The sequence below is a fragment of the Paenibacillus massiliensis 2301065 = DSM 16942 genome (assembly GCF_000377505.1).
In the GTDB taxonomy this organism is placed as follows: Bacteria; Bacillota; Bacilli; order Paenibacillales; family Paenibacillaceae; genus Paenibacillus; species Paenibacillus massiliensis.
This window is the reverse complement of record NZ_KB898189.1, coordinates 61867-84779: the sequence shown is the minus strand read 5'-3', so window position 1 is coordinate 84779 and position 22913 is coordinate 61867. Positions and strand designations below refer to the sequence as shown.

The 22913-nt window shown below is 48.9% G+C and carries 24 protein-coding genes; 13 read left to right on the top strand and 11 right to left on the bottom strand.

What is annotated here, in order from left to right; translation table 11 throughout:
• Positions 1–288: 288 nt before the first annotated feature.
• Positions 289–1440, bottom strand: a complete 1152-nt coding sequence (ald, locus tag D328_RS0111400; protein WP_018885139.1) for an alanine dehydrogenase — start codon at positions 1438–1440, stop codon at positions 289–291.
• Between the two features lie 260 nt (positions 1441–1700).
• Here ald and D328_RS0111395 point away from each other — a divergent pair, with 260 nt between their 5' ends.
• From D328_RS0111395 to D328_RS0111380, 4 genes are all read left to right on the top strand, one after another.
• Positions 1701–3368, top strand: coding sequence for a PucR family transcriptional regulator (locus D328_RS0111395; RefSeq protein ID WP_018885138.1), 1668 nt, complete (start codon positions 1701–1703; stop codon positions 3366–3368).
• 145 nt (positions 3369–3513) lie between these two features.
• Positions 3514–5022 (top strand): copper amine oxidase N-terminal domain-containing protein, encoded by a 1509-nt coding sequence (locus D328_RS0111390; protein WP_018885137.1) that lies wholly within the window; start codon positions 3514–3516, stop codon positions 5020–5022.
• Positions 5023–5145: 123 nt separating this feature from the next.
• Entirely contained in the window at positions 5146–6066 is a 921-nt protein-coding gene (locus tag D328_RS0111385) for a PD-(D/E)XK nuclease family protein (protein WP_018885136.1), read from the top strand.
• Positions 6067–6222: 156 nt separating this feature from the next.
• Positions 6223–7494 carry a methyl-accepting chemotaxis protein gene (locus D328_RS0111380; protein ID WP_018885135.1) on the top strand — a complete coding sequence of 424 codons (1272 nt, stop codon included), beginning with the start codon at positions 6223–6225 and terminating at the stop codon, positions 7492–7494.
• A gap of 192 nt (positions 7495–7686) precedes the next feature.
• On the opposite strand, the gene D328_RS0111375 is transcribed toward D328_RS0111380, so the two are convergent.
• The gene (locus D328_RS0111375) at positions 7687–7899 is read right to left on the bottom strand and encodes a hypothetical protein (protein WP_018885134.1); all 213 of its coding nucleotides are present in this window, start codon (positions 7897–7899) and stop codon (positions 7687–7689) included.
• Between the two features lie 201 nt (positions 7900–8100).
• On the opposite strand from D328_RS0111375, the gene D328_RS31520 reads away from it, so the two are divergent.
• From D328_RS31520 to D328_RS31760, 3 genes are all read left to right on the top strand, one after another.
• Positions 8101–8214 (top strand): putative holin-like toxin, encoded by a 114-nt coding sequence (locus tag D328_RS31520; protein WP_018885133.1) that lies wholly within the window; start codon positions 8101–8103, stop codon positions 8212–8214.
• Between the two features lie 242 nt (positions 8215–8456).
• On the top strand, positions 8457–9176 hold the full coding sequence (locus tag D328_RS0111365; RefSeq protein ID WP_018885132.1) for a M50 family metallopeptidase: 720 nt from the start codon (positions 8457–8459) through the stop codon (positions 9174–9176).
• 51 nt (positions 9177–9227) lie between these two features.
• Positions 9228–9359, top strand: coding sequence for a hypothetical protein (locus D328_RS31760; RefSeq protein ID WP_267879788.1), 132 nt, complete (start codon positions 9228–9230; stop codon positions 9357–9359).
• A gap of 36 nt (positions 9360–9395) precedes the next feature.
• Here the strand turns inward: D328_RS31760 and D328_RS0111360 are convergent, their stop codons facing one another.
• Complete coding sequence (locus D328_RS0111360; protein ID WP_018885131.1) at positions 9396–10190, bottom strand: SDR family oxidoreductase; 795 nt, start codon at positions 10188–10190, stop codon at positions 9396–9398.
• A gap of 342 nt (positions 10191–10532) precedes the next feature.
• Here D328_RS0111360 and D328_RS0111355 point away from each other — a divergent pair, with 342 nt between their 5' ends.
• Positions 10533–11909: a hypothetical protein gene (locus D328_RS0111355; RefSeq protein ID WP_018885130.1), complete on the top strand. Its 1377-nt coding sequence runs from the start codon at positions 10533–10535 to the stop codon at positions 11907–11909.
• A gap of 262 nt (positions 11910–12171) precedes the next feature.
• On the opposite strand, the gene D328_RS0111350 is transcribed toward D328_RS0111355, so the two are convergent.
• Together D328_RS0111350 and D328_RS0111340 are read right to left on the bottom strand one after the other, a co-directional pair.
• Complete coding sequence (locus D328_RS0111350) at positions 12172–12846, bottom strand: peptidylprolyl isomerase (RefSeq protein ID WP_026281130.1); 675 nt, start codon at positions 12844–12846, stop codon at positions 12172–12174.
• Positions 12847–13297: 451 nt separating this feature from the next.
• Positions 13298–13558 carry a YqkE family protein gene (locus D328_RS0111340; RefSeq protein ID WP_018885127.1) on the bottom strand — a complete coding sequence of 87 codons (261 nt, stop codon included), beginning with the start codon at positions 13556–13558 and terminating at the stop codon, positions 13298–13300.
• A 206-nt stretch (positions 13559–13764) separates the two neighbouring features.
• On the opposite strand from D328_RS0111340, the gene D328_RS0111335 reads away from it, so the two are divergent.
• Entirely contained in the window at positions 13765–14982 is a 1218-nt protein-coding gene (locus D328_RS0111335) for an MFS transporter (RefSeq protein ID WP_018885126.1), read from the top strand.
• Positions 14983–15269: 287 nt separating this feature from the next.
• Here D328_RS0111335 and D328_RS0111330 read toward each other — a convergent pair whose 3' ends face one another.
• From D328_RS0111330 to D328_RS0111320, 3 genes are all read right to left on the bottom strand, one after another.
• Entirely contained in the window at positions 15270–15554 is a 285-nt protein-coding gene (locus D328_RS0111330; protein WP_018885125.1) for a hypothetical protein, read from the bottom strand.
• A gap of 29 nt (positions 15555–15583) precedes the next feature.
• Entirely contained in the window at positions 15584–15745 is a 162-nt protein-coding gene (locus D328_RS31225; RefSeq protein WP_018885124.1) for a hypothetical protein, read from the bottom strand.
• A gap of 124 nt (positions 15746–15869) precedes the next feature.
• Positions 15870–16136, bottom strand: a complete 267-nt coding sequence (locus D328_RS0111320; RefSeq protein WP_026281129.1) for a hypothetical protein — start codon at positions 16134–16136, stop codon at positions 15870–15872.
• Positions 16137–16422: 286 nt separating this feature from the next.
• On the opposite strand from D328_RS0111320, the gene D328_RS0111315 reads away from it, so the two are divergent.
• Both D328_RS0111315 and D328_RS0111310 read left to right on the top strand, forming a co-directional pair.
• Positions 16423–16713 carry a hypothetical protein gene (locus D328_RS0111315; RefSeq protein WP_018885122.1) on the top strand — a complete coding sequence of 97 codons (291 nt, stop codon included), beginning with the start codon at positions 16423–16425 and terminating at the stop codon, positions 16711–16713.
• A 144-nt stretch (positions 16714–16857) separates the two neighbouring features.
• A complete protein-coding gene (locus D328_RS0111310) occupies positions 16858–18744 on the top strand; it encodes a sensor histidine kinase (RefSeq protein WP_018885121.1) in 1887 nt (628 codons plus the stop codon).
• 60 nt (positions 18745–18804) lie between these two features.
• Here D328_RS0111310 and D328_RS0111305 read toward each other — a convergent pair whose 3' ends face one another.
• Entirely contained in the window at positions 18805–19041 is a 237-nt protein-coding gene (locus tag D328_RS0111305) for an NHLP leader peptide family RiPP precursor (RefSeq protein ID WP_018885120.1), read from the bottom strand.
• 140 nt (positions 19042–19181) lie between these two features.
• Positions 19182–20117 carry a hypothetical protein gene (locus D328_RS0111300; RefSeq protein ID WP_018885119.1) on the bottom strand — a complete coding sequence of 312 codons (936 nt, stop codon included), beginning with the start codon at positions 20115–20117 and terminating at the stop codon, positions 19182–19184.
• A gap of 127 nt (positions 20118–20244) precedes the next feature.
• On the opposite strand from D328_RS0111300, the gene D328_RS0111295 reads away from it, so the two are divergent.
• Positions 20245–20760, top strand: a complete 516-nt coding sequence (locus D328_RS0111295; RefSeq protein ID WP_018885118.1) for a hypothetical protein — start codon at positions 20245–20247, stop codon at positions 20758–20760.
• A gap of 88 nt (positions 20761–20848) precedes the next feature.
• Here the strand turns inward: D328_RS0111295 and D328_RS0111290 are convergent, their stop codons facing one another.
• Entirely contained in the window at positions 20849–22078 is a 1230-nt protein-coding gene (locus D328_RS0111290; RefSeq protein ID WP_018885117.1) for an acyltransferase, read from the bottom strand.
• Between the two features lie 284 nt (positions 22079–22362).
• Between D328_RS0111290 and D328_RS0111285 the strand changes: the two genes are divergently transcribed.
• Positions 22363–22845 carry a YhcH/YjgK/YiaL family protein gene (locus D328_RS0111285; RefSeq protein ID WP_018885116.1) on the top strand — a complete coding sequence of 161 codons (483 nt, stop codon included), beginning with the start codon at positions 22363–22365 and terminating at the stop codon, positions 22843–22845.
• Positions 22846–22913 lie beyond the last annotated feature (68 nt).

Genomic DNA, 22913 nt, shown 5'->3' with positions numbered 1-22913 from the left:
TTCCTCCTGTAGCTACTACTACTTGAAGACATGTGATGAAGACAGTGCAAGAATTATTAAGAGAACGGGCAAAAGGACAGCTCACAAAAGTCTGTCCCGTGCCTGTTTTTATTTAACTGCAAATCTATAAAAGTCTATAAAAATTTATGCAAGTCTACGCTAAACTATTGCAAGTCAACTTCTAGATTAGTGCCCCATAACCGATTAATAATTGGACAGGCTTAGCCATCTCAAGAGCTCTTAGATGCTTTATTTAGAGAAGGAGCGATCTTACTGGGGAGCTGTGATCTATCGAACGGAAGTGGCCTGCTCAGTTGGTGCTTGCGTTGCCAAAGCATCCTCTACGGACATATAGTTATATCCCAGATCCCGGGCTACAGCCTGATAGGTGATAAAGCCATTCAAGGCATTGGTCCCACTGCGAATGGCTGCATTACTGCGAATGGCTTGCTCGGCGCCCAGATCAGCAATGCGCATGGCGAAGGGCATTGTGGCATTGGTCAGTGCCAATGTGGAGGTCTGAGGGACGGCTCCCGGCATATTTGCGACAGCATAATGGAGGATGCCATACTTCACATACGTAGGGGCGTCATGAGTAGTGATATGGTCGATTGTCTCTACGATTCCGCCTTGATCAATGGCTACGTCTACGATGACAGAGCCAGGCTTCATCGTCTTCACCATCGCTTCAGTCACCAGCCTTGGTGCTTTGGCTCCCGGGATCAGTACCGCTCCAATCAACAGATCAGCCTCTGCTACGGCAGTAGCGATATTGGAAGGCGTGGATGCGAGTGTGCGTATGTGTGTACCAAAGATATCATCCAGCTGACGGAGACGAGGCAGACTCAAATCGAGCATCGTAACATCTGCGCCGAGGCCAATGGCCATCTTGGCAGCATGTGTACCCACGACCCCGCCGCCAATAATCGTTACCTTTCCTCTCGACACACCTGGAACACCGGATAATAGAATGCCTTTGCCGCCCTTAGGCTTCTCCAGCAGCTGTGCTCCAATCTGCACGGACATGCGTCCGGCGACCTCGCTCATGGGGGTCAGCAGTGGCAGACTGTCATTCACCTCTATAGTCTCGTAGGCGATAGCCGTCACTTTGTGATCCGTAAGGGCTTTGGCCAGAGCAGGCTCGGCCGCCAGATGCAAATAGGTGAATAAAATGAGTCCTGGGCGAAAATATTCATATTCGCTTGACAGAGGCTCCTTCACCTTCATGATCATTTCAGCACGTGACCATACCTCGGCTGTGTCATGAATGAGGGAGGCTCCTGCTGCCTCATATTCGGGATCAGAGAAGCCACTGCCCGCACCAGCTGCACACTCGATCAGTACGGTATGTCCATGCTGCACCAGCTGTGCAGCCCCCGCTGGAGTAAGGGCTACACGATTTTCATTGTTTTTGATTTCTTTGGGAACGCCAATAATCATAATCCAATCACCTCATTCATAAAATGGCATGCAGGTTGTACATTTCCTTTCATCCCGATGGTGTCTTCGTTCGTAGTTGTTCAGGCCGTTCTTCATAGCAAGTGTTAGATTTACTGTCAGTTTACTAGTCTCTGTTCCGGTTGGCACTATACATTCTGTCAATGGATTTACAGTGTGGGCGTTACTTTTTGTTGAATTATCCAGTGTGATGCCGTAAAATCCTCTTGTAATGTGAACTAATGTCACATAAGGGGGTCATTATGAACGGGAAAGATACATTTACCATCGCAGATCTGCTGAAGAGACCCGTATTCCAGCGAGCAGTTCTGGTCGCTGGAATCCAGGGCGTGCAGCGCACCGTCGGTTGGGTGCATGTACTGGAGATTACCCATGTATCTCCGTTCGTAAGCCAGCATGATCTTATATTATCTACGGGTCTTTGGATGAAGCGGGATGAGAAGGAACGAATCGAGTACATGGAGCAATTGATTCGTCAAGGAGCGGCAGGCTTATGCGTGGAATTTGGCACGACTATTGATACGATTCCCGAAGAAATTCTGTCGCTTGCCAATGCACATCAGCTACCGATTATTGTATTTGAGCAGCCTGTGAGATTTGTTGAGATTACTCAGGATATCCACTCCCTTCTTATTAACCGTCACCACCTGCTACTGCAAGATCTGGAGAGCTTCTCGCGAAAGCTACAGACAGAGACCCTGCGTAGCTCTGATATGACAGCAATCCTTCGTCTGCTTCAGGAATATGTGTCACGGCAGGTTGTCTATATGTCCACTATTGATGCGAACCGTTTTGTTCCTTCTATTCATCCAAGGCTTGCTGAACGTCTGGAACAGCTGTATTCACAGGAGGTAGAGGGAGCTTTGGGTTCAGATCGGGAGACGCACTCCGTATTCAGGCTTAATGAGCATACATCCATCCTATTCTCTCCTGTAGTCTGCTTCGGTCAAGTATTCTCGGCTGTCGGCATCTTCATTCAAGCGGATGAGACTCTGAAGGAGTCGATGTCGCTGCTTCTGGATCATACGTCGAGGGCGGCTGCCACACTGGTGCTGCGCACACAGTTCTTGGAGGAACGAACCCTTCGCAATCAGAATGAGCTAATTCAGGATCTGCTTCATAGGAGAATTGCTAATGAAGAGCAGGCTCAGAGTCGGATGGGATTACGTCTCTTGACGAAAGGGCAGTATTGGTTCACAGCGGGCATGATCGAGGTAGAGCATCTGCGCAAGGACATTAGCCAGGTGCGTAGAGAGGCCGTACACCAGGATCTCCTGGTGCTGTTGCGTTCCTTGCTCAAGAAACTGAACCTGCACGGGCAGATTATGGCCAAGGGGAATCAGGTCTACTTGCTGTGCACAAGAGAGGCGCTCACCCCCAAATCAATTGTGCATATTCGCGAAGTGTTGGCTCAATTGATTCAGGGTATGCGCAATTATGCAGAGAAGCAGCTGGAAGGAGTTCGAATCCATGCAGGCTTTGGCCGCAGCAGATCTCGTGCACTGGAGGCGAATCAGGGCTTTGAGGAAGCCTATCAGGTGATTGAGATCGCCCGAAGCGTGAAGGGAAAGCGAAATGTATTGTTTTATGAACAGCTTGGGATCTATCAGCTTCTGAAGGCAATTCCACGCAACCCTTTTCTGACAATGTTCGTAGAGGATCATATCGGCGAGTTGATCGCTTACGATCTGGAGCACCATATGCAGCTTATGGATACGCTGGAGATGTACCTCAATTGCTCTGGCTCCAAGCAAGATACCGCTGATCGGCTATTCATCCATCGGCAGACCCTCTACAATCGCTTGTCCAAAATCCAGGAAATTCTCGGTGAAGGCTACATGGAGGCGGATAAACGACGCTGTCTAGAGATGGCGCTGCTCGCTCATCGAATGCTCCAAGGTGAAAGCTGAATCGTACTAATTAGGACTAAGGACCCTGTCGTATGTAAGTGTTTACTCTCTTTAAGGCTGATTTACAAATGCAGCTAACATTGAGATAATAGGAGGGAAATTATTACTGGCATTGTAAAATGTTCATTAGGGAGGAGAAATCGCATTGAAGATTAAAAAGTGGCTTGCAGCTCCGTTGGTGCTGTTATTGATCGTCTTGACGGGGTGTCAGGCGGTAGGTGGTCTGGATGTGAACAAGGCTCTGTTAGGGAGCATTGATGTAAAGAGCTCGGAATCTCGCTCGACAATTTCGTTACACTTGGAACCAGCAGCGGGAATCACGGCCGGGGATAAGGAAATTATTGATCTTATTAATTCCATCAGTCTTTCCTTTGATGAAGTGAAGGCTCAGTCCCAGGAGGTAGCTTCTGCCAAAGGGGTGCTGGCTGTTCAAGATGTCCGTCTTCCATTTGAGATGGCTGTGGATACGCAAGGTGTAACTGTGCTAGTTGAGGGGGCCAAGAAGCCGCTATACATACCTATGACGCAGGACCCTATGCTGGCTGAGCTGGGATTGAATCAGAAGGAGTTCCAAGAACAAATCGTTGAGCTGGTGAAGGATGCGGCTGGTCTGTTCGTTGAGCACGCTCCGAATCCATCCAAAATCACCGTTCAATCCGTGAACGAAGAGGTATACGGTGAGAAGCTGCAACTGACCAAGCTGCAGGCTGAGATCAGTGCCGAAGAGGCTGTTAAGCTCGTTAAGCCGATGCTGGAAAGCCTGTCCAAGGATGAGACAGGGCTGAAAGAGCTTATCGGTCAAGTGCTGGAGGTTGCATCCAGCGTAACTGCATCAATGGGCGAAGAGGTTACGGAAGGTCCTCTGCTGCAATACCGTACAGACAAACAAGCGGGAATTGACGCAGCTTATGCTGAGGTGAAGACGGTTCTGGATGAACTGATTCAACAGTATGACGCAGGTGTGACCCTCATGTATGCCCAAGTACCTGAACTCAAGACGGTATTGGGACCGAACACGAAGCTGAGCACTGAGCTGTACTTTGACAACAACCTGAACATTCGCAAGGATCGGACGGAGCTGGTCGTAGCTCTGCCTGCTAACCAGGGGGTTCCGATCTCATCTGCAAGCCTTGTTAGCGAGAATGAAATCTGGAATGTGAATGGTGCAGTAACGGCAGCCAAAATTGATACCTCTGCTGGTGTGATTACCCTGGAAGACAGCTCGTCAACAACTCCAGGCAACATGCTTCGCAATTTTGACAGCAATTCCTACATCTATTCTTTGTTGAAGGATACGATGAAGATCACCCAGAAGTATGGCTACTTCTACCCTGAAGAGGAATATGGGGTCATTAACCGCAATGGCACGAACCTCGTGTCGGTTCGGGATCTGGCATATACTTTCGATGCTGATTTGAAATGGGATGCAGATGCCAAGGCAGTTCTGATGACTGATGATATTACTGGAACGGTCATTAGTCTGAAGAATGGAGCGAAGGAGATCATCGTTGATGGTCAAACGATTGCTCTGCCAACACCAATCTACACCGATAAGAATGGTGACATGTACATTCCGATTCGCCAAGGAGCACAGGCATTGGGAGCTACCCTGGAGATCGATGAGGATGGCATGATGATTCTGGAGCGTAAATAACCGTTGATGTACTACAGTATAGCTGTACTATAGTATAATAGAGGGCGGCTCGGACAGAGAACTTCTGTCTGGGCTGCCTTTTTCGTCGTATGAACACTGACTTTTGAGAGAGGAGAGGTTGTTGTGGTCATGTACCCGCCTTGGTCCTATTCCCAATCCAGAGCGAATATGTTCAATGAGTGCCTTCGCAAGTATTACTATCATTATTACGGCTCGCACAATGGCTGGAATCCGGAGCAGTCCACCCCAGAGCAGGTGAAATTATATCGTCTCAAACAGCTCAGCAACCTGTATCTGTGGTTCGGGGATCTTACGCATCGAATGTGTCAGTCAGCTGTGCAGGCGCTTGATCAGGGCAAGCCAGTGCCTCGAACGGCCTTTCTACAGCAGGCGATGAAGGATATGCTCAATCAAGGCTATCAGGAGTCAAAGGATGTGGAGGCGTGGCTGTTGCAGCCCAAGCGCAGATTGATGCTTGCCGAAATGTATTACCAGGAAGAGGACAAGCTCCGCGAACGAATCATGGTGATTAAGGAGCGCCTTGGGGCGGTCATTCAGCATCTATATACCTCTAAGACTTGGTCTGAGCTGCAGCGGAGTGGAAGCCAGATTGTAGAGGTGGAGAAGTGGGACACCATGCTGCTGCATGAGACCAAGACGTTTGTGAAGATGGATATGCTGTATCGGCGGAATGACGGTCGCATGATTATCGTAGACTGGAAGACGGGCAAGAAAGAGGATTTCACAGATCAGCTCTATCTGTATGCTTCTTATGTAAGAGATACGTATAATCTTCCCCTACAGGACATAGAACTCCGTGTTGAATATCTGGCGACAGGTGAGCAGGAGACTTATCAGGCGACCAGCGAAGACATTCAGCGTGTAGAAATACAAGTGGGAAGAGACCTCGATGAGATGAAGTCGTGTCTGGATGATGAATACTACAATCGGCCCAAGCCTATGACATATTTTACGCCAATACCCTCAAGACGAGCCTGTGGAGGCTGTAATTTTCGGGAAGTCTGTGAATATCGCGTCTACTAACAAGCTCTAAGACCCATATGACGAAAATATCTCTATCTTCATAGGTCTTTAGACTCTCGTACTCAAGGCCCCTGCTATTATATGGTAGTGATATATGTCACGCTAGCTTTATGGATGAAATGGTAAAATTATTCAATGACGATTCAAGGGGGCATCATGAAATTATCTTTGGGCGCTAAAATGGTATTAGGCTTCATCATTATTTCTGCAATCACCTACGGTACCAGTTCCGTCTTTATCTTTGTTCTCAAAGATTGGATTGCTCCGTCCATGGCAGAGTGGGTCTACATTTCAATCATTCTGCTGTTGGGTGTGATGTGGAGCGGGATTCTGGGCTGGCTCATCTCGAAGCTGCTCACCAAGCCGATCGTTGTATTGGCAAGAGTAGCAGAGGAAATCTCCTCTGGCAAGCTTGTGGTAGATATCCCTGAACGACGCGAACAGGACGAGATTAAAGTGTTGTACGATTCGTTCCGCCATATGGTTCATAATCTTAAGGACTTGTTCGAGGAAATCTCACATAGCAGCAATACAACCTCTCATAATGCAGAGACATTGAGCGCAGCAATCGCTGAAGCTACTGCACAGATTGAATCCATGTCTGGTCAGGTAGATGTCATTGTAGAGGGGGTAGAGGAACAGAAGAAGGCTTCCACTCAATCCATTGAGACAGCTGACCGCATGCTGGGCGATTTCAGGATGATGCATACCAAGTCTGAGCAGATGCTATCCATGTCAACCCAGATGGAGGGCTCGGTAGAGGCTACTCGTGCTGTCTTCTCGTCCTTGCTTGCAGGTATGAACGAACTTATGAAATCGCATTCGCAATCCAGAGATGTCGTATCCCGACTGGAGCAGGAAGCCTCCAAAATTGAAGAGATCACAGCGAGTGTCAAGGAAATTGCGGAACAGACCAATCTGCTGGCACTTAATGCGTCTATCGAGGCGGCCCGTGCGGGTGAGGAAGGTCGGGGCTTCGCAGTGGTGGCCGAGCATATTCGTGGACTGGCCTCCCAGAGCTCCGCATCGGTAGAGCAGATTAACGAGATGATCAGCCGTATACAAGGGCAGATTCATGAGACGGTCACGCTCATTCATCGTCAGAATACGTTGGTGATGGAGGAATCCAAGCGTAGCCACTCTGTCGAGGAGACCCTGAAAGGGCTCATAGCGATGATTGCAGAGTTCATTGATGCTACGCGGGTAATGGAGACGTCCGTTGCACAGCAAGCGACTCGTGTCGAGCAGACGTACGAGTATATGAATCGCATCCAGGAAATGTCGACAGCCTTCCATGATGGGGCACAGCGAATCTATGAGGCTGCGAACGAGGAGACAGCCATTATGGAAGAAATATCTTCCTCCTCCGAGGAGCTTAAGGCCTTGACGAACAAGCTGCTCATGAAGACACGGACCATACAGGCTTAGTGACTGTATTAGCTGAAGGCCTCTAACTAGTTCTTGATGACCTAGTATGGCCTTGTCGCTGAGCAACAGGCATGCATGGGACAGCTTGGGGGAGCTCTTGTAGCTTTACTAACAAAGAAAGAGGGATTCACGCAGCAACGGCTGCAGTGAGTCCCTCTTTGTGGTTATACTCGTGTATCGGATGAGGTATGACTAGTCCTTCAGAGCGAAGAACTCGCAGTTGTCACGTGAATGGTAATCGACCTCGCTGACACTTCGCTGGACGACGATAGTCTGATCATCAAAGCGAATGACGACTCCCCCGCTGCCAACGAGCTGATCCGCTTCGAAGATGCGGACCGGGATGCGCAAATCCATAACTTCCTGGAAATCGGCGTCTGTATTTAATCTGCGATTAATTGGCATATGATATCTCCTTATTGAACGGAATGCAGTGTTAAGAATGCATGATAAAGTATGCTATCCTAATCATCATATAACAAATAGGCATAAAAAGCTGTAGTGTGAGCCGAAGAAGCTCCGTGGACTCATTTATGTTATAATTTGGCTTGTACAACTTAGGCTAATAGGGCGGTCGGCTAATCTCCCGGAAGGGAGGTGATGCCTGTGGAGGTCAAAGACGCATTGATGCTAATGGTAGCGTTCGGATCATTGCTTATTGCACTGATCGGGCTTGTCGTTACAATATCCATTGCGCTTAATCAACACAAAAAGAAATAGACCGCCCGCCCAAGGGATAGGGTCTATTTCTGATCGCTTTCTCACAGCCGGCCGCTCTTTTAGCGGTGTTGTGCAGGGACCGGTTGCCGCCGGTCCTTTTTATATTCTTATGTTAGCATACACGAATTATACAAGCAATGTGACTCTGGACAGTTGCTGGAGCTGTTGGATGAAGGTTAGGAATATGAGACGGGACAACAACGGATATCGTAAAGGACTATAGATGTAAGGAAGGAGACTTTATGAAAGATTGGCTGAAGACAATATTATTACTATTTGTGGCCGCGCTGCTAACAAGGTTCATTCCATTTTCTTATCTATTCCGCACACTGGATACAATGGTGCATGAATTCGGTCATGCTGTAGTCACGCTTTTGACCTCAGGCGAGGTCATTCGTATTGATCTCAACGCAGACCATAGCGGAGTGACCTATTCAACATTAACCTCCAACTGGGCGGCTATTCTTACAGCATTGGCAGGATATATCGGTGCTTCTCTGTTTGCTGTACTTCTTTTCTATTTATTTTACAAAAGGCTTGAACAGCTGGGGTTCGCCGTGATGACCTTGATTGCCGCCGTTATGGTCGCACTGTACGTGCATGGTGGCTATGGCTTTTGGTGGCTAGCTGGCTTCATACTTCTGAATGCCATTATCATGTTCTTCGCGGGCGATTGGTTGCGCAAAGGGTATTATCTGCTGCTCGCGTTCATCACGCTTGAGGAATCGGTGCTAGCTCCAAGCATGCTCATGTTGGCTGCCGTCACCTCGCCAGGGCAAGCCGGGGATGCGTCTAATTTGGCCGCGAGTACGTTCATTCCTGCTCCGGTATGGGCTGCAATGTTCCTGTTTGTTGCGCTGTGGTGTGCAAGGCTGGCTGTCTCATTATTCTTACGCAGGAGCCGCGGGCAGAGCAGCAAGGGAGACTCTCGCAGACGACAATCCGTGGATATGACTGGATAGCAGGTACAATCACTGTACGTGGCATAGAAAGGAAGGGAGCTGTCACGATGATTGGCATTAATGTCACACTCCAGTCGTGAACACGCTGGGCAGCTTCAAGCACCGCCAGTAGGAAGAGCACAGCAGAGGGCTGAACAGTATGAGGGGATGGAGCCTCATTTCATGTTCGGCCTCTTGCTGTAGCTTCAAGCTATGCCTGAGTATACATTGACATAGCAGTTATCCGCGGAGCAACGATTCTGCTCCATCGATGTAAATCTCGGTTCCGGTGACATGAGAGGACTCGTCAGATGCCAGAAAAGAAACAAGATGAGCCACCTGCTCAGAGGTACCCGGTGCATCTTCAAGGGGATGATCCCCCTCCGGGAAATCGACTGTAATCTGTACCTCTTCCAGATCGTCAGACGGATAAGTGTTGTCGTCAATGTCTGTCTCGATGGCACCAGGACAAATGGCGTTGACCCGGATTTTGTACTGGGCCAACTCCAGAGCAGCCATTTTCATGAACGCTACTTGCCCGGCTTTGGTAGAAGCATAGGCTGAGAAGCCAATATTGGAGAAGGTACGATTGCCATTAATGGAGCTAGTAATAATGATGCTGCCTCCCCCACGTGCTCGTAGATGAGGAATGGCATATTTGACTGTTGCAAAGGTGCCCCGGAGATTAATGTTCATCGTCTGATCCCAATCCTCGATGTCCATCGTCTCAATGGGTGCCATGGAACCGTTAATGCCTGCGTTGGCAAAGATAATATCGAGCCCGCCCATCTGGCTTGCAGCCTGATCCATGCTGTCCTGGATCATATCCGTTCTGGAAATATCGCATTTCATGACAAGCGCTTCACCACCTGCGCGTTCGATGATGTTCTTCGTCTTCTCAGCATGCTCTGGTGTACGGTCCAGCATGACGACTCTGGCGCCTTCCTGCGCAAATCTGATTGCCGCGGCTTGTCCGATGCCTGAGCCGCCGCCTGTGACTACGGCCACTTTTCCCTGTAATCGTGAATTTGTCATAGGTATGCTTCCTCCCTCTCTAACAGGCTGTGCTTTCTTGTATTCCATACCCTTGTCGAGAATAGAATAAACACAGGAGCACGGGAATACAGACAGCCTAAGCTAGAATGAGGGTGTGTGTGTCCCCTTAACCCGATTCTGATATCCGCAGAGACTGATGAAATTAAAGCGGGGGCTATAGAAGCCATGTGAATAAAAGGTTAATGAATCGACAGAAGTTCATGTGCAAATACAAGAACAGAGACACAGAGACACAGAGACACAGAGACACAGTATAGTTACAGACACAGATTCCGATAGATATGCAGTCCATATCTAGCAGAAGAAGAAGGAGGCGGGGGAATGAGCGCAGGTACGTTGGGCCCGTATAAACGGGTACAGAGACTGATGACGGGAGCTTCTATTCAGATTGATCCGCTATTTGCGTATTACCAGGATCGCTCGGCTGACAGCGTGGCAGTAGAGCTTGAGGCTGCGGGCTATCGCTGTGTCCATTATTTTGTAGTCCGTGAGGATCAGGTCAACGATAAGATCGTAGAAGCTCTCCAGCGACGCGGAATTGCTGTATGGGCGATGATCCTGGGAAATGGGGCGTTCAGCACAGCTCATCTCCCTGAAGGCTGGAAGCAGTGGAGGATGGAGCTGGTAAAGGAGCCTAACGATAGCTATTGCCGACTGTCACCGTTCGCAGAAGAATATGTGCAGTGGCGAAAGCAGGAGGCGGCCCGCTTGGTACAGCGCATACCTTTCGACGGGTTCGAGATTGCCGAGCCTTATTTTCCCGAGTGGGAGGGGTTAGCCAGTGGGACCTATGGAGATATCGGGACACATGCGGCAGCTGTCTTCCAGGCACAATTCGGCTCTGCGATGCCGGATTTCAGAGACAAGCGTTCATCAAGTTACTACAAAAAAGTCCCTGAGCTATATAGCCAGTGGGTCGAACTCAGAGTGCAGGCCGTGAATCACATGATTGATGAAGTAATTAATGGAGCAGGTGGTGTTCGTCAAGCCAGACCGGATATTCAAATAGCGACCTGGTCGCTTGCTGTCCAGAGTGGACGGAGGGGGCCAGCGTTACTGCGGGAATGGCAAGGACTCGATGCCGTCTCCATGATTCGTCAGGTCAAGCCCGATATGCACATTCTCCAGACGCATTGGCCAGACTGGATGAAGGCCAGATTACCTGCAGATTACATTACAAAGTATCGAGAGTTCCTTGATCCAATCCGTTCCAGCTATCCAAGGCTACCCATTGGTATTCAGGCGGATATTGGCTCGCTTCCTCGTATGGTACGCGGGACAGATTGGCTGCGGCAATTTGCTGCCCATGTTCCCGCAGCTGGATTTGATGCTTGGACTGCCTATGAATACCATGTTGGCGGTTATATGTATGAGCAGCCCCCGATCCCATTATCGGTCAGTCGTTCGGCGGCTGATGAGCTTGTCGTTACCTTCAGCAAGCGCATTGAGACGAATGCTGCACTAAGTGTTGGTCATTATCCTCGTCAAATCTCTGATTACGTTGTGGAGGAACTGCGTATACGCTCATCAGAGACGGATGGGAATCGCCTGTATCTGCTGCTTGAGGGGCTACCTGCCGGAGCTTTTGTTATGCGCCTGAGCGGAGTACAGGATACGCCCCAGCTCTGGCTACAGAAGCACAGGAAAGCAAATTCTGTTCCTGCCGATACCCATGTTCAGGTACCTAGCTGGAGATAATCTCTCACTGGAATCCGCACCTAAAGTGACTCAAGTGCGTATAATTAGGGTAAAGAAAACGTATACATGATACATGAGGTTAGTTTCTCAAGATCACTTAGGTGGGTTCCGATGCAGGATCTCCTATACTTAAGCAGAGAGACCGCATGCATCGCATGCGGTCTCTGGTCCCAGGATATGAAGCTGAGATATAGATCAGGTTATGGTCACGAGAGGCTGATCCAGGTTTGGATTATGCTCATCCTGAAGAATGGGCGCTCTCTTATTGTACTTTTACAGGCTCGGGGTACTCTTTGCCCAAGGTGTCGATCGTTACCTTCTTCATAACTGGTGGATCATTTGGACGATCATTTGCACCGCGGGGAAGATTGACGATCTCCTCGACAACATCTTGTCCTTCCGTTACCTTACCGAAGGCCGCATATTGACCATCCAGCTGGCTGGCATCGGCTGTCATAATGAAGAATTGCGAGCCGGCAGAATCCAGACTTTGTGAGCGTGCCATGGAAATCACGCCTGTAGTGTGCTTCAAAGTGTTATCAAAGCCATTGGTTTTGAACTCACCTTTGATACTGTAGCCAGGACCACCTGTACCCATTCCTTCAGGGTCTCCACCCTGAATCATGAAGCCTGGGATGACCCGGTGAAAGATCAGCCCGTCATAGAAGCCCTGCTTGGCAAGACTAATAAAGTTATTGACCGTATTTGGTGCTACCTCCGGATAGAGCTCAAGCTTAATCACTTTGCCGCTGTCCATCTCGATCGTTGCAATCGGATGGGATACCTCGCCCGTGCCTGCGGTAGATTCTGTCGGAGCTGCCTCTGGTGTTGGCGCTGGAGTCGCAGCAGGCTTCGAGCCGCAGCCCGCAAGAATCACCATGAGTACAGCAAGAAGGCTGATCAGGATAGTGTATCGTCTGGAACGCTTTTGATTCATAAAGTTCATCGTTTCTACTCCCTTGTACATGATATGTAACCTGATTGTGTGCGGTAACTTGGGTATGGCGGTATTGAATTGCTGCTGGATGCCCATACTGCTGCTATCCCAAGGAAAGGGGAAGAGAACAATATGGAGATGAATACGAAACTAATCAAAGGTCTGGCGTGGGGGCTGCTGTTCAGCCTTCCGGTATGGACCGTCGTCTGCTATTGGTTGCTTGCTATACAGGATTGGCTATAGTTTTCAAGATTACTCTTTTCATATACATTTTTCATATACATGCACTAAGTGGCATGTTGCCAAGCCGGAGCCCAGAGGGCTGCGGCTTATTTAGATGTTAGAATGTATAAGCTGTCATCAGCGTCAACCACTTCATCAGCGCGAGAAAAGAAAAAGACCACAGCTTCACTCAGAAGGCGACATTCCATAAATGTACGTCAGCCGACGCTCATTTATGCTTTTGCCAGTCCATCTTGCTGTTGTTCAGCAGATACTCAAAATCATTATCCAACCGGGCTTGCTCAGCCTTGCGAGCCTCGGCGGCTCGTGTACGCTCTTCCTCCGCTTTCTTGTCCTGTTCGGCCTGAGTAGCTTGTGCTGCGGCCTTCAACTGGGCAAGCACATCACTGCTTAGCATATCCTTCAAGGTAGCAGGCTTATCCGGTGCAGAAGGACGAGCAGCTAAAGGCTTCTTATTCTTTTTAGCCATACAATCCTCTCCCAACTCTTCAGGTATTCCATTGGTTACAGCTATTTATTATATCAGCTTCTTCAGCGACATGCACCGAGGCTGGTGTGACGGATTCCATAGACCCGATGCTCGTGGGACTGTTGTAATTAGCTATTGATGTCAGGTAGGCTGGACATTTTCGGAAACAGGCGTAGAATGGAGGCAACGGAAAGGACGTGTGCACGATGGACTTCTCTTGGAAACGCAATCTGGTAGTGCTATGGATCGGTGTGTTTTTTTGCAGCACGGCCTATTCCATCTCGATCCCCTTTCTTCCGATCTATCTGACCACGGAGCTTGGTGTAACAGATCGTCTGGAAATCTGGTCTGGAGTGGCCTTTGGGATCACCTTTTTGGCCAGTGCGCTGATCTCTCCATTCTGGGGCTCACTGGCAGATAAATATGGACGCAAGCCGATGCTCATCCGTTCCGGATTCAGTCTTGCCGTTCTTTATTTATTGAATTACTTTGTGAGTGATCCTTACGCTTTTCTTGTACTAAGGGTATTTCAGGGCTTGCTGGCCGGGTTTGTACCGGCAGCCATTGCGCTCGTCGGGACAAATACCCCAGAGGAGAAGACAGGCTATGCACTGAGTATCATGGCTACCTCGGGTGCCACGGGCAGCATCATAGGGCCACTGATTGGCGGAGTAGTTAGTCATTATTACGGGAATCGAAGTGCTTTTCTGTTCTCTGCCGTGGTCGTTCTGATCTCGGCACTGATCGCTACGATCGGCGCGAAGGAGCACAAGCTGAATAGCTCTGCCCCCCGTTCTCATATCAAGGATGATTTGAAGGTGGCCTTTGCCAACAAGCCCTTTGTGCTGCTCCTTGGCATGGTTGCTCTCAGCTCATTCTCGGTCATGATCCTGGAGCCGCTAATTACGGTATATGTCATGGAAATGGGTGTTGATCGAAATAGCGCCTCGCTAACCTCTGGCATTGTCTTCTCCGCTGTTGGAATTGCCACGGTGGTCATGGCTCCACGCTGGGGAAGAATCGGCTCCAGAATCGGGTTCGGCAAGGTGCTGTTCATTGGTCTCATCGGCTCGGGAATCGGTAACATATTGCAGTTTTTTGTAACGGATTTTGTAGGCTTCGGTGTGCTTCGCTTTGCATACGGACTATTCTATGCAGGCGTGCTGCCCTCTATTAATGCCATGATCGTTCAAGTCACGGAACGCGAATTTCGTGGACGGGCATTCAGCCTTAACCAGTCGGCATCCCAGCTGGCAACAATGGCAGGACCAATACTGGGAGGGCTACTCGGATATCTGCTACCGATTCGCTGGGTATTCATCATTAATGGCATCATGCTTCTGGTGGCTGCAGTTCTCTTATACAGCAAGGCGAGAGCCATGGAGCCCAGAGTGCAAGCCAAGACAGCTCATTCTGCTCGGTGAGGTTATCAATATTACGATAAGATACTTCAGGATTATGACGAGCTATCCAAAGCACAGCAGAGCAGCCAGAATACCCGAGAACACACAAGAAGACAGCCGCCTCATGAAAATGGGTCGGCTGTCTTTTGTTCTCTGTGAGCCTGTGCTCACTCCGAACTATCTATTCGCCCAGAAAGCATCTAATGGGCTGCTGCTGTAAAGTTCCCTTGAGTATACTTGAGATAAGGATGCTTTGCTATTGCCCAAGGTTCCATACAATACATTGGGTATCCGAGCTATGTGACGAGCTACGTATCCGAGCGCTCCTGAGATAATGCAGACCCCGGGCCTCGTGGTCGATGATCTGCGCTCCTGCTATCACGCATACGAACCTCAAACGGGTCTGCAAGTGCCGACCGTACAGGTTCGGCTTTCTTGAAGCCAGGGATTGAAGCCAATCCCTCGTGATCAGTGACGGTGCCTACATATTCCATATCACTCTCCGGAATGTCCGGCTCTGAACTTGGTGGAGAGAGCTTATTATAGCGTTCGTAGGCCAGATCAGCCTGACTTAATGGGTCCTTATACATCATGCTTCATCTCCTTGTTCATGCGGATCGTATTATAGCATCGGAAAGACGTAGCGGACCAGAAAATACAGAAATCCAAAAAAGATAATAATATAGGCAGCATATTTGATGAATGTGGAGGCTACCCGGCTGGAATCGGAGGTTCTCCTTACTTCGGTACGTTCCATATCGACCTTGCGATGTTGTTCACTCATGATGTAACCCTCCTTGAATTCGGCGAATAAAGTATCTTGACACCACTTTAAACGGTTAACGGAGGCTTGAATCATAATTATAGTCTGTGTCAGGTGATTGCTATGTCATTGCATAGCTTCAAGCTTAGCCTGATGTACGCTCAGGATGTGAAGACGCCACTTCAGCGTTATCAGGAGGCGTATCCTCTTCGCCATCGAAGCCGTTCAGCAGGTCGATTCCGTGAAGTAGCTCTTCGGGTGCAGAGGGATCAATCGGGCTATTGGGACTGAGTGCATCTGCATCAGGTACATTTTGGAGCGTCTCATATTCTCCCTGCGTCAGATTATCCCAGTTGTTCTCTGCGTTCTGCAATGACGGCTCCGTGTACAGTCTCGGGTTATCATTAGGCATGACAATCATCTCCTTTGATAAATTAGATTGTGCATCTTTGTTGATCCTCTGAAATAACATGATCATGTTCGCTTGAATAAGAAACATCGTCACCTATGGCCACCCATGGCCTCTTATTGGCACCTTACCCCAACTACGCCAAGGTCAAACGCGCATGAGGGTGATGAAGTATATATTACCTAGGGAAGTGAAAGGCTATTCAACCGATGCCTTATTGCTGTATGATAAATGGACACTTCTGACGCTGATTTTTTCAGCAAGGGACCCAACAACGGGAGGTAACACAATGGACTGGCTGACACTCGGACATATGGTGAGGTCTATCAGGATCGGACAGAAGGCGTCTACTCCGGGTTATGGTCGAACGGTGATCCGCCGCCCTGATGGCCTGTACTGGGCAAATGGTATTTTGGCGGGCAAGGTTGTTGAACTACGGGACTACCTATTCAGTGATATATGGACGATATATGAGGATGAGGACAGCAAGCAATGGGTGGAATACAGAGATCAGATTGAGAAGCGGGAGCGTGAGATGATTGAGAATCAGTATGAGGAGGCCCGCTTTCGCTCCAAATGAGTTTGTGCATGCTACAAGCAGGTGTTCAAGGTGCGGCTATAGAATTATTACATGTAACATCAAGTTGAGCGAGTATTATAACTTCCATCATAGAAGTAATCACAGGATGGCTACATCGAAAATGAAACTGTTGAGGTGCCTTGCATGAAATACGCTTATAAGGCAATAACGGTTATCTGGATCGTAGTGATCTTCGCTGCAGTTGGCGCTATACCTGCATCAGCTACCCGAGTAGCTTCTACGGATCAGATTATTCCGACTTGGGATATGAGATGGGCTGGACCAGGTGAGAGAGGGACGATTCATGAAGGTCTATCCAAGGATCTGTCATGGACGACGGTTACAGGGGATGAAGTTCTGCCGGACAAGCCTGAACGTGTAACTGCTGCGTGGATCCGATTGAAGGTACCCCAGTTGTATGACGAGATACCGGCTATCTATTTTCAGAATATTTACGGGAAGCACATTACGATCTACAAGGACAACATGATTATGTATGAATCGTACCGTCCTTACAGCTATGAATTGAACAAGGTACTGCTTCCGATCCAGCAGAAGGACAGCGGCAAGGAGCTATACATATGGATGGACAGCCGTCAGGATAAGGTTGGAATTAGCGGTAAAGTGGTCGTAGGCGATCATCGGGAACTGATGGGAGACCTGATCTGGGAGGATATACTGGATATCGTGCTAGGTGGAGCCTTTATCCTGATCGCAACCGTTCTGGCTTTTTGCTCATTCTTTTTATTCCGACCGAATCTGCTTCTCTGGATTTCTTTATGTATCGTGGTGCTATCGGTAGGCGTGTTGATCGTCACTTATTCTCCGTTCCTGTTCACCTTTTATCGAGAGGGTGGCAAGCTCTATCTGCAATTATTCGATATTTCACTGTACATGCTGTCACCAGCACTCGCCCTGTTCTTCGAGCAGATTCTGGATGATAAGCGTTATATTCGCTGGGCACGGATTTGGCTAACAGGCTACTCCCTGTTCTGTATGGTGTTCATGGTCATTAATTTGTCGTCGGGCGACCGTTATTACGATAGCTATTTCGTAGTTAGCGTTCTGCTTCTGGGCGTGCAGCTCATCGCACTGCTCCTGCTACTCTTCTCTTCAGTCATTCGGCTGGCGCTGAAGGGGAGTAAGGAAGCTTCGATTATGTCCATGGGGTTCGCATGCTTCTGCTTCTCGTCTGTAGGAGAGCTACTGCTTTATTACGTAAGACAGGGGCAATATGAGTTCTTCTTATGGAAATGGGGCGTCGTTGGCTTCATTCTTTCACTGATTACGATTCTGGGCCGACGCTTGACAGAGAAGCACCGTCAGGTCGTCCAATATTCTCGCGAACTGGAAATGTTCAATAATGAGCTTCAGCGCTCGGAGAAGATGGATATCATCAGTGATCTGGCTGCATCCGTAGCTCATGAGGTGCGCAATCCCCTGCAAGTGACACGCGGCTTCCTACAGCTCATTAGCGGTCAGGAGAAGGGCAAGAATAAGGGATATCTGGATATTGCTCTAGGTGAGCTGGACAGAGCATCCAGTATTATTACCGACTTCCTCACCTTTGCGAAGCCAGAGCCTGACCACGTGAAGACACTGCAGCTTCTGGAGGAATTCAGGCATATTGAGGCCATCATCAGTCCAATGGCTAATCTGCAGGGTGATCGAATCTACCTGGATATTCCGCCTGGACTGAATGTGCGCGGAAACTCCTCCAAGCTGAAGCAGGCGTTCATTAATATTATCAAGAACAGCATTGAAGCTTTGGATGAAGAGGGTCAGATCAACATATGGGCATATCAGGAGGGCAAAGAGGTCATCATTCACATTCGGGATAACGGTGAAGGGATGGACTCGCAGACGTTGTCACGTCTTGGGGAGCCTTATTTCTCCAACAAGACAAAAGGTACGGGGCTTGGAATGATGGTGACGTTTCGAATTATTGAAGCGATGGGAGGCAGCATTTCATTTACAAGCTCAAAAGGGGTGGGGACAGAAGCTGTTGTCCGATTCCCGTCAGCCGGATAACTCCGGCTTTTTTTTCGGGTTAAGCTACGATGAGCTTCAGTTCCCCACGGTTAAACGCTGTTACCACCTTGCCTGAGGTCTAACGGCTGATAAGACTCCTGATGGATTCGGTGGCAGCACCAGATAGATTTGATCAGGTGTCTCCTCCAATGTTTTCAGCTGAATATGCTCTGGAAGCTGGACTCCGAGCATCTCCTGAATAACAGACTTAGGATCATGCAGCAGTCTTTCCCGGAACTCCGGATCTTCCCAGGCTTTTTGAATTACCTGTGTTTGAAGAAGTTCATTGATAGCCATCCATATCATCCTCTCCTAAGGGTATGAAGCGCTTGTCCCATCCAGTATAGCACGCAGCTTCAGAATTAGGCTATATTCATGATACATTTTGTTACAATTTTAAATTATAAAAATACCAAACATAAGCAACTTGTGCTCGATCACTCCAAGTGTCTCGACAGCCAATACTCCAATCCCCCTCGCTGCAATCGCTGTTTCCCCGCTTCAAGTGATTCGGCCTCCTGCAGCAGTTCCCTTGCGATTTCCTCGGTGAATTGATGCAAATCCGGAATGACAGGCTGGGCTTGTCCAAGATGCTCCGTGATGTCGATTGCGATGTAGGCATATCTCTTCAAGACATCGTGCAGGAAGATAGCCTGTTCAATCTGGTGCGCTTCCAGTCCTTCCATATAGCTGCGTCCATTCTCTGCACTGACCAGTGATAGCAGACAGTTGTAGTCTCCTGCCTCCAGATCTTCTCTCCAGTCTGCCCAGTCATCGGACATCTGCAGTACGACCAATGCGTCGTCTGTCATGCCAGTAACCGCAGGAATAAAGGCTTCCTTGCCAGCCAGTATCAGGGCTCCAGTACCAGCGAGCTTGAGCGGGCTAGCCTTCAGTGCAACCTTTCTCCGATCCTGCTGAAAATCATCCTTCGTTAGCTCTCCGGCGACGCTGTCGGCCCATTCATGGACATATGTACGGTAATATTCCCAGAACGCTGAATTGGAGGGGAAGTCACGCTGATATATATCCAGGCTTTCCGTTAGGAATAAGTTCGCTAGTACTAGCTGTGTGCGACAATCCTCTGCTTGAGAGTCGATCACATCGTCCTGCAGCAGGAAGTACAGCATGACAAAGACATTGCCAAGGGCCAGTCGGCGGTAGACATCATGGCTGAGACCCGTGAAATCACGCAGCCAGTAGGGAAGCAGATAACAAATGTAATTGCGCGTACTGTCCTCTTGAAGAGGATCAAAGCGATCCATGTACTGAAGAGCTTGATTCCGCAGAGCTAGGGGGAATTGATTGACTCGGTCTCGGGCATCTGCAAAAACAATCTCCAGCTCATCCTTGTATGTCGTGTACCATTTCATAGTTAGCCTCCCGCCTTCCAATGTACGTCCCGTTATAGTCACAGGAAAACTCTGCATAATAATGGGACATCCATGTCATAATATTACGGAATTGGAGGAAAAGACAAGACAATAAGGAGGTATAATCGTGGCATTACATTGGAAACGGCCTGTATGGATTGGATGCACCGTGGTCTTGTTGCTGAGCTCAATGCCCATGCATGCACACAGCTCCGAGATCCATCCGGCTCATCCTGCACCATCCAGAGAGCAGAAGTCCGAGCCGGGTCATCATTTACTGTACAGATCACATAGACCTAAGCATTCGTTCATGGCAGAGACAGCTCGACTGCTCGGCATGAGCCGGAAGGAGATACACAAAGAGATTGAAGCAGGCAAGACGCTTGCCCAACTGGCTAAGGCAAAACGAGGCTGGAATGAGGTTCAGTTAATTGATCAGCTCATGCTCGTCATGAATAATAATCAACAGCAAATGCTGAAGGAGGGAAGGCTGACGCCAAAGGAGGCAGAGCAGCGCCAGCAACAAGCGAAGGTGTGGCTGCAGAAGATTGTGAATCAACCATTGCGGGATATCCACGCCAGGGATTCATCTCAATGCAAAGAGCAGAAATCGACCGGTAAAGGCACTGAGCGCTCCAAATAAGGCCGCAACTGTGATGAGACGCAGCGCGGCCTTCAGCTAGCAACAAAGTAATTTAAAGTTTGTATTGCAAGGTTCTATACTATCTTATTCACAGACTGGTTCCAGCTGCCGATTGATCAGCGGAGGTGGAGGTACGTGTCCAGGGCAGCTTCAGAGAACGCTTCTTGCCGGGACCCACGAGCCAGCGGCCAAGAGAAAGCGAGGACAAGCCTCTGCTAATCGCTAGAGAGACGCTAGTGACCACAACAAAGGTCAATAGTGTAGCAATCATGTGATAGCCTTCCAGGGACCATTCCCGGGTTAACAGCGACACCAGTAGCAATACCAGTGCATGAGCTAAATAAGCACCGTAGGAATAGCTGCCCATCCAGGCTAGCATTTTCCGGAACGGTCCTGGCTCCACCGCTGTATCCGTACGAAGTAGCAGACCATAGAGCAGCAGAATCTGCGAAATGATCAACAGGAAGGTGCTTGGCTTGAGATAGGTGGAAATGTTCAGATTCATGGTCGTACCTGACTGGTTCAGCACGGTATAACCCATAATCATGTACAACAGGACGAACGCGATGCCATTCCAGGGCAGGACTTTCATGACCCACCGTCGCCAGGTCCCTATCATTCCCGCACATACGGCTCCCAGTGCAATGTAAAAGAAATACATCAGCACATTATAAGTGCGGAACTGAATGAACGGTTGGAGCCAGCTTGGCATTCGTTCGTACCAGTCAGCCATGTCATAGTAGGACCAGTGCATCAGGAGCGCATAAGCGCAGCCTAGTACAGCTAACAGCATTCCGGTCAGTAGCGTGCGGAAGGTGCTGTCATACCCATTCAGTGCGCTACGGACCCGGTTCACTCCGAGCACAACAAGAGGGAACAGAATATAGAACTGGAAGATCATGACGACGAACCACAAATGATAACCTTGAGTCGGGATTATAAATTCCTTCAATAGCCCCGTCCAGAAGGAAGGCTCCGTCCAGGTATGGGACGACCACATACGAGTCACCAGCCAGTAAATGATGGTCCAGAGCATAAACGGAACAAAAATATCAGAGAACCGTCTTTTTATATATTTCGGGTAGCTCACATCGTTCTTGTGATTATAAAATAGCAGCGCCGCTGAAAGAAAAACAAAGGTCGGCGTGCCAAAACGGGTCAGATGATAGATCATAACCAGCATGGTCGAATCCGGCTGCAAAATATCGCTCCTGTAAATATACTCCCCGATGCTGTGCTGCAGCACAATAGCCATAAAGGCAAGGCCGCGCAGCTCGCTCCACTCCGCAATCCGCGGCTTTCCTTTCTTTTCCAACATGCATGACTCCCTTCTTTCCCTACCCTAACCAACGGCTATTATAACGCAGCAAGATTAATGTAGTATTAATGCCTGAATACCGACGAACGTGTATATCAAAAAGTAGAACTATATAGAAATATAACCTCGTAACGTCGCTCAAAAACGACCATAACGTAGCAATATATACCTGAGCTGTGCGATTTGGCATATACAATATCCTATTCCAGCGTTTATAATGATACCGCTTACTTTTTTCTAATTTGTGAAATTCATCCTATTCAGCAAAGTAAGGAGCGACGGTAATGTTTATTGGTCGACTTTCGGACTGGGCGCAAGAGAAAGAGCTTTTGCACCCAGCTATTCATCAAGCGATGGCGTTTTTGCAGCAGACGGACTTTTCGGGCCTGGAGAATGGTAGATATGATATTGATGGAGATCGGATCTTTTGTCTACTGCAGGAGGCTGAGACAGCACCTACAGCAGAGAAGCGCCCAGAGGCACATGAGAGATTTCTCGATATCCAGTATTTGATCCACGGACGGGAGCGTATCGGTACGGCCCGCTTGAATGGACAACCTGTGGAAGAAGATTTAATGAGTGAGAAGGACATTGTATTTTTTGCAAGAGAAATGACTGATGAGATCGATGTTATTTTGGAGGAGGGCATGTACGCGCTCTTCACGCCACAGGATATTCATCGCCCATGCTGTGAAGCCGGGAGCAATATGACCATTCGCAAGGCAGTAATCAAGATCGATAGTCATATTCTGAAGTCTGCAGAATAACCAGTACACCAACAAAGCTAATACACCTGCAAAGCCACCAGAGGCGGTCTGCAGGTGTATTTTTATTA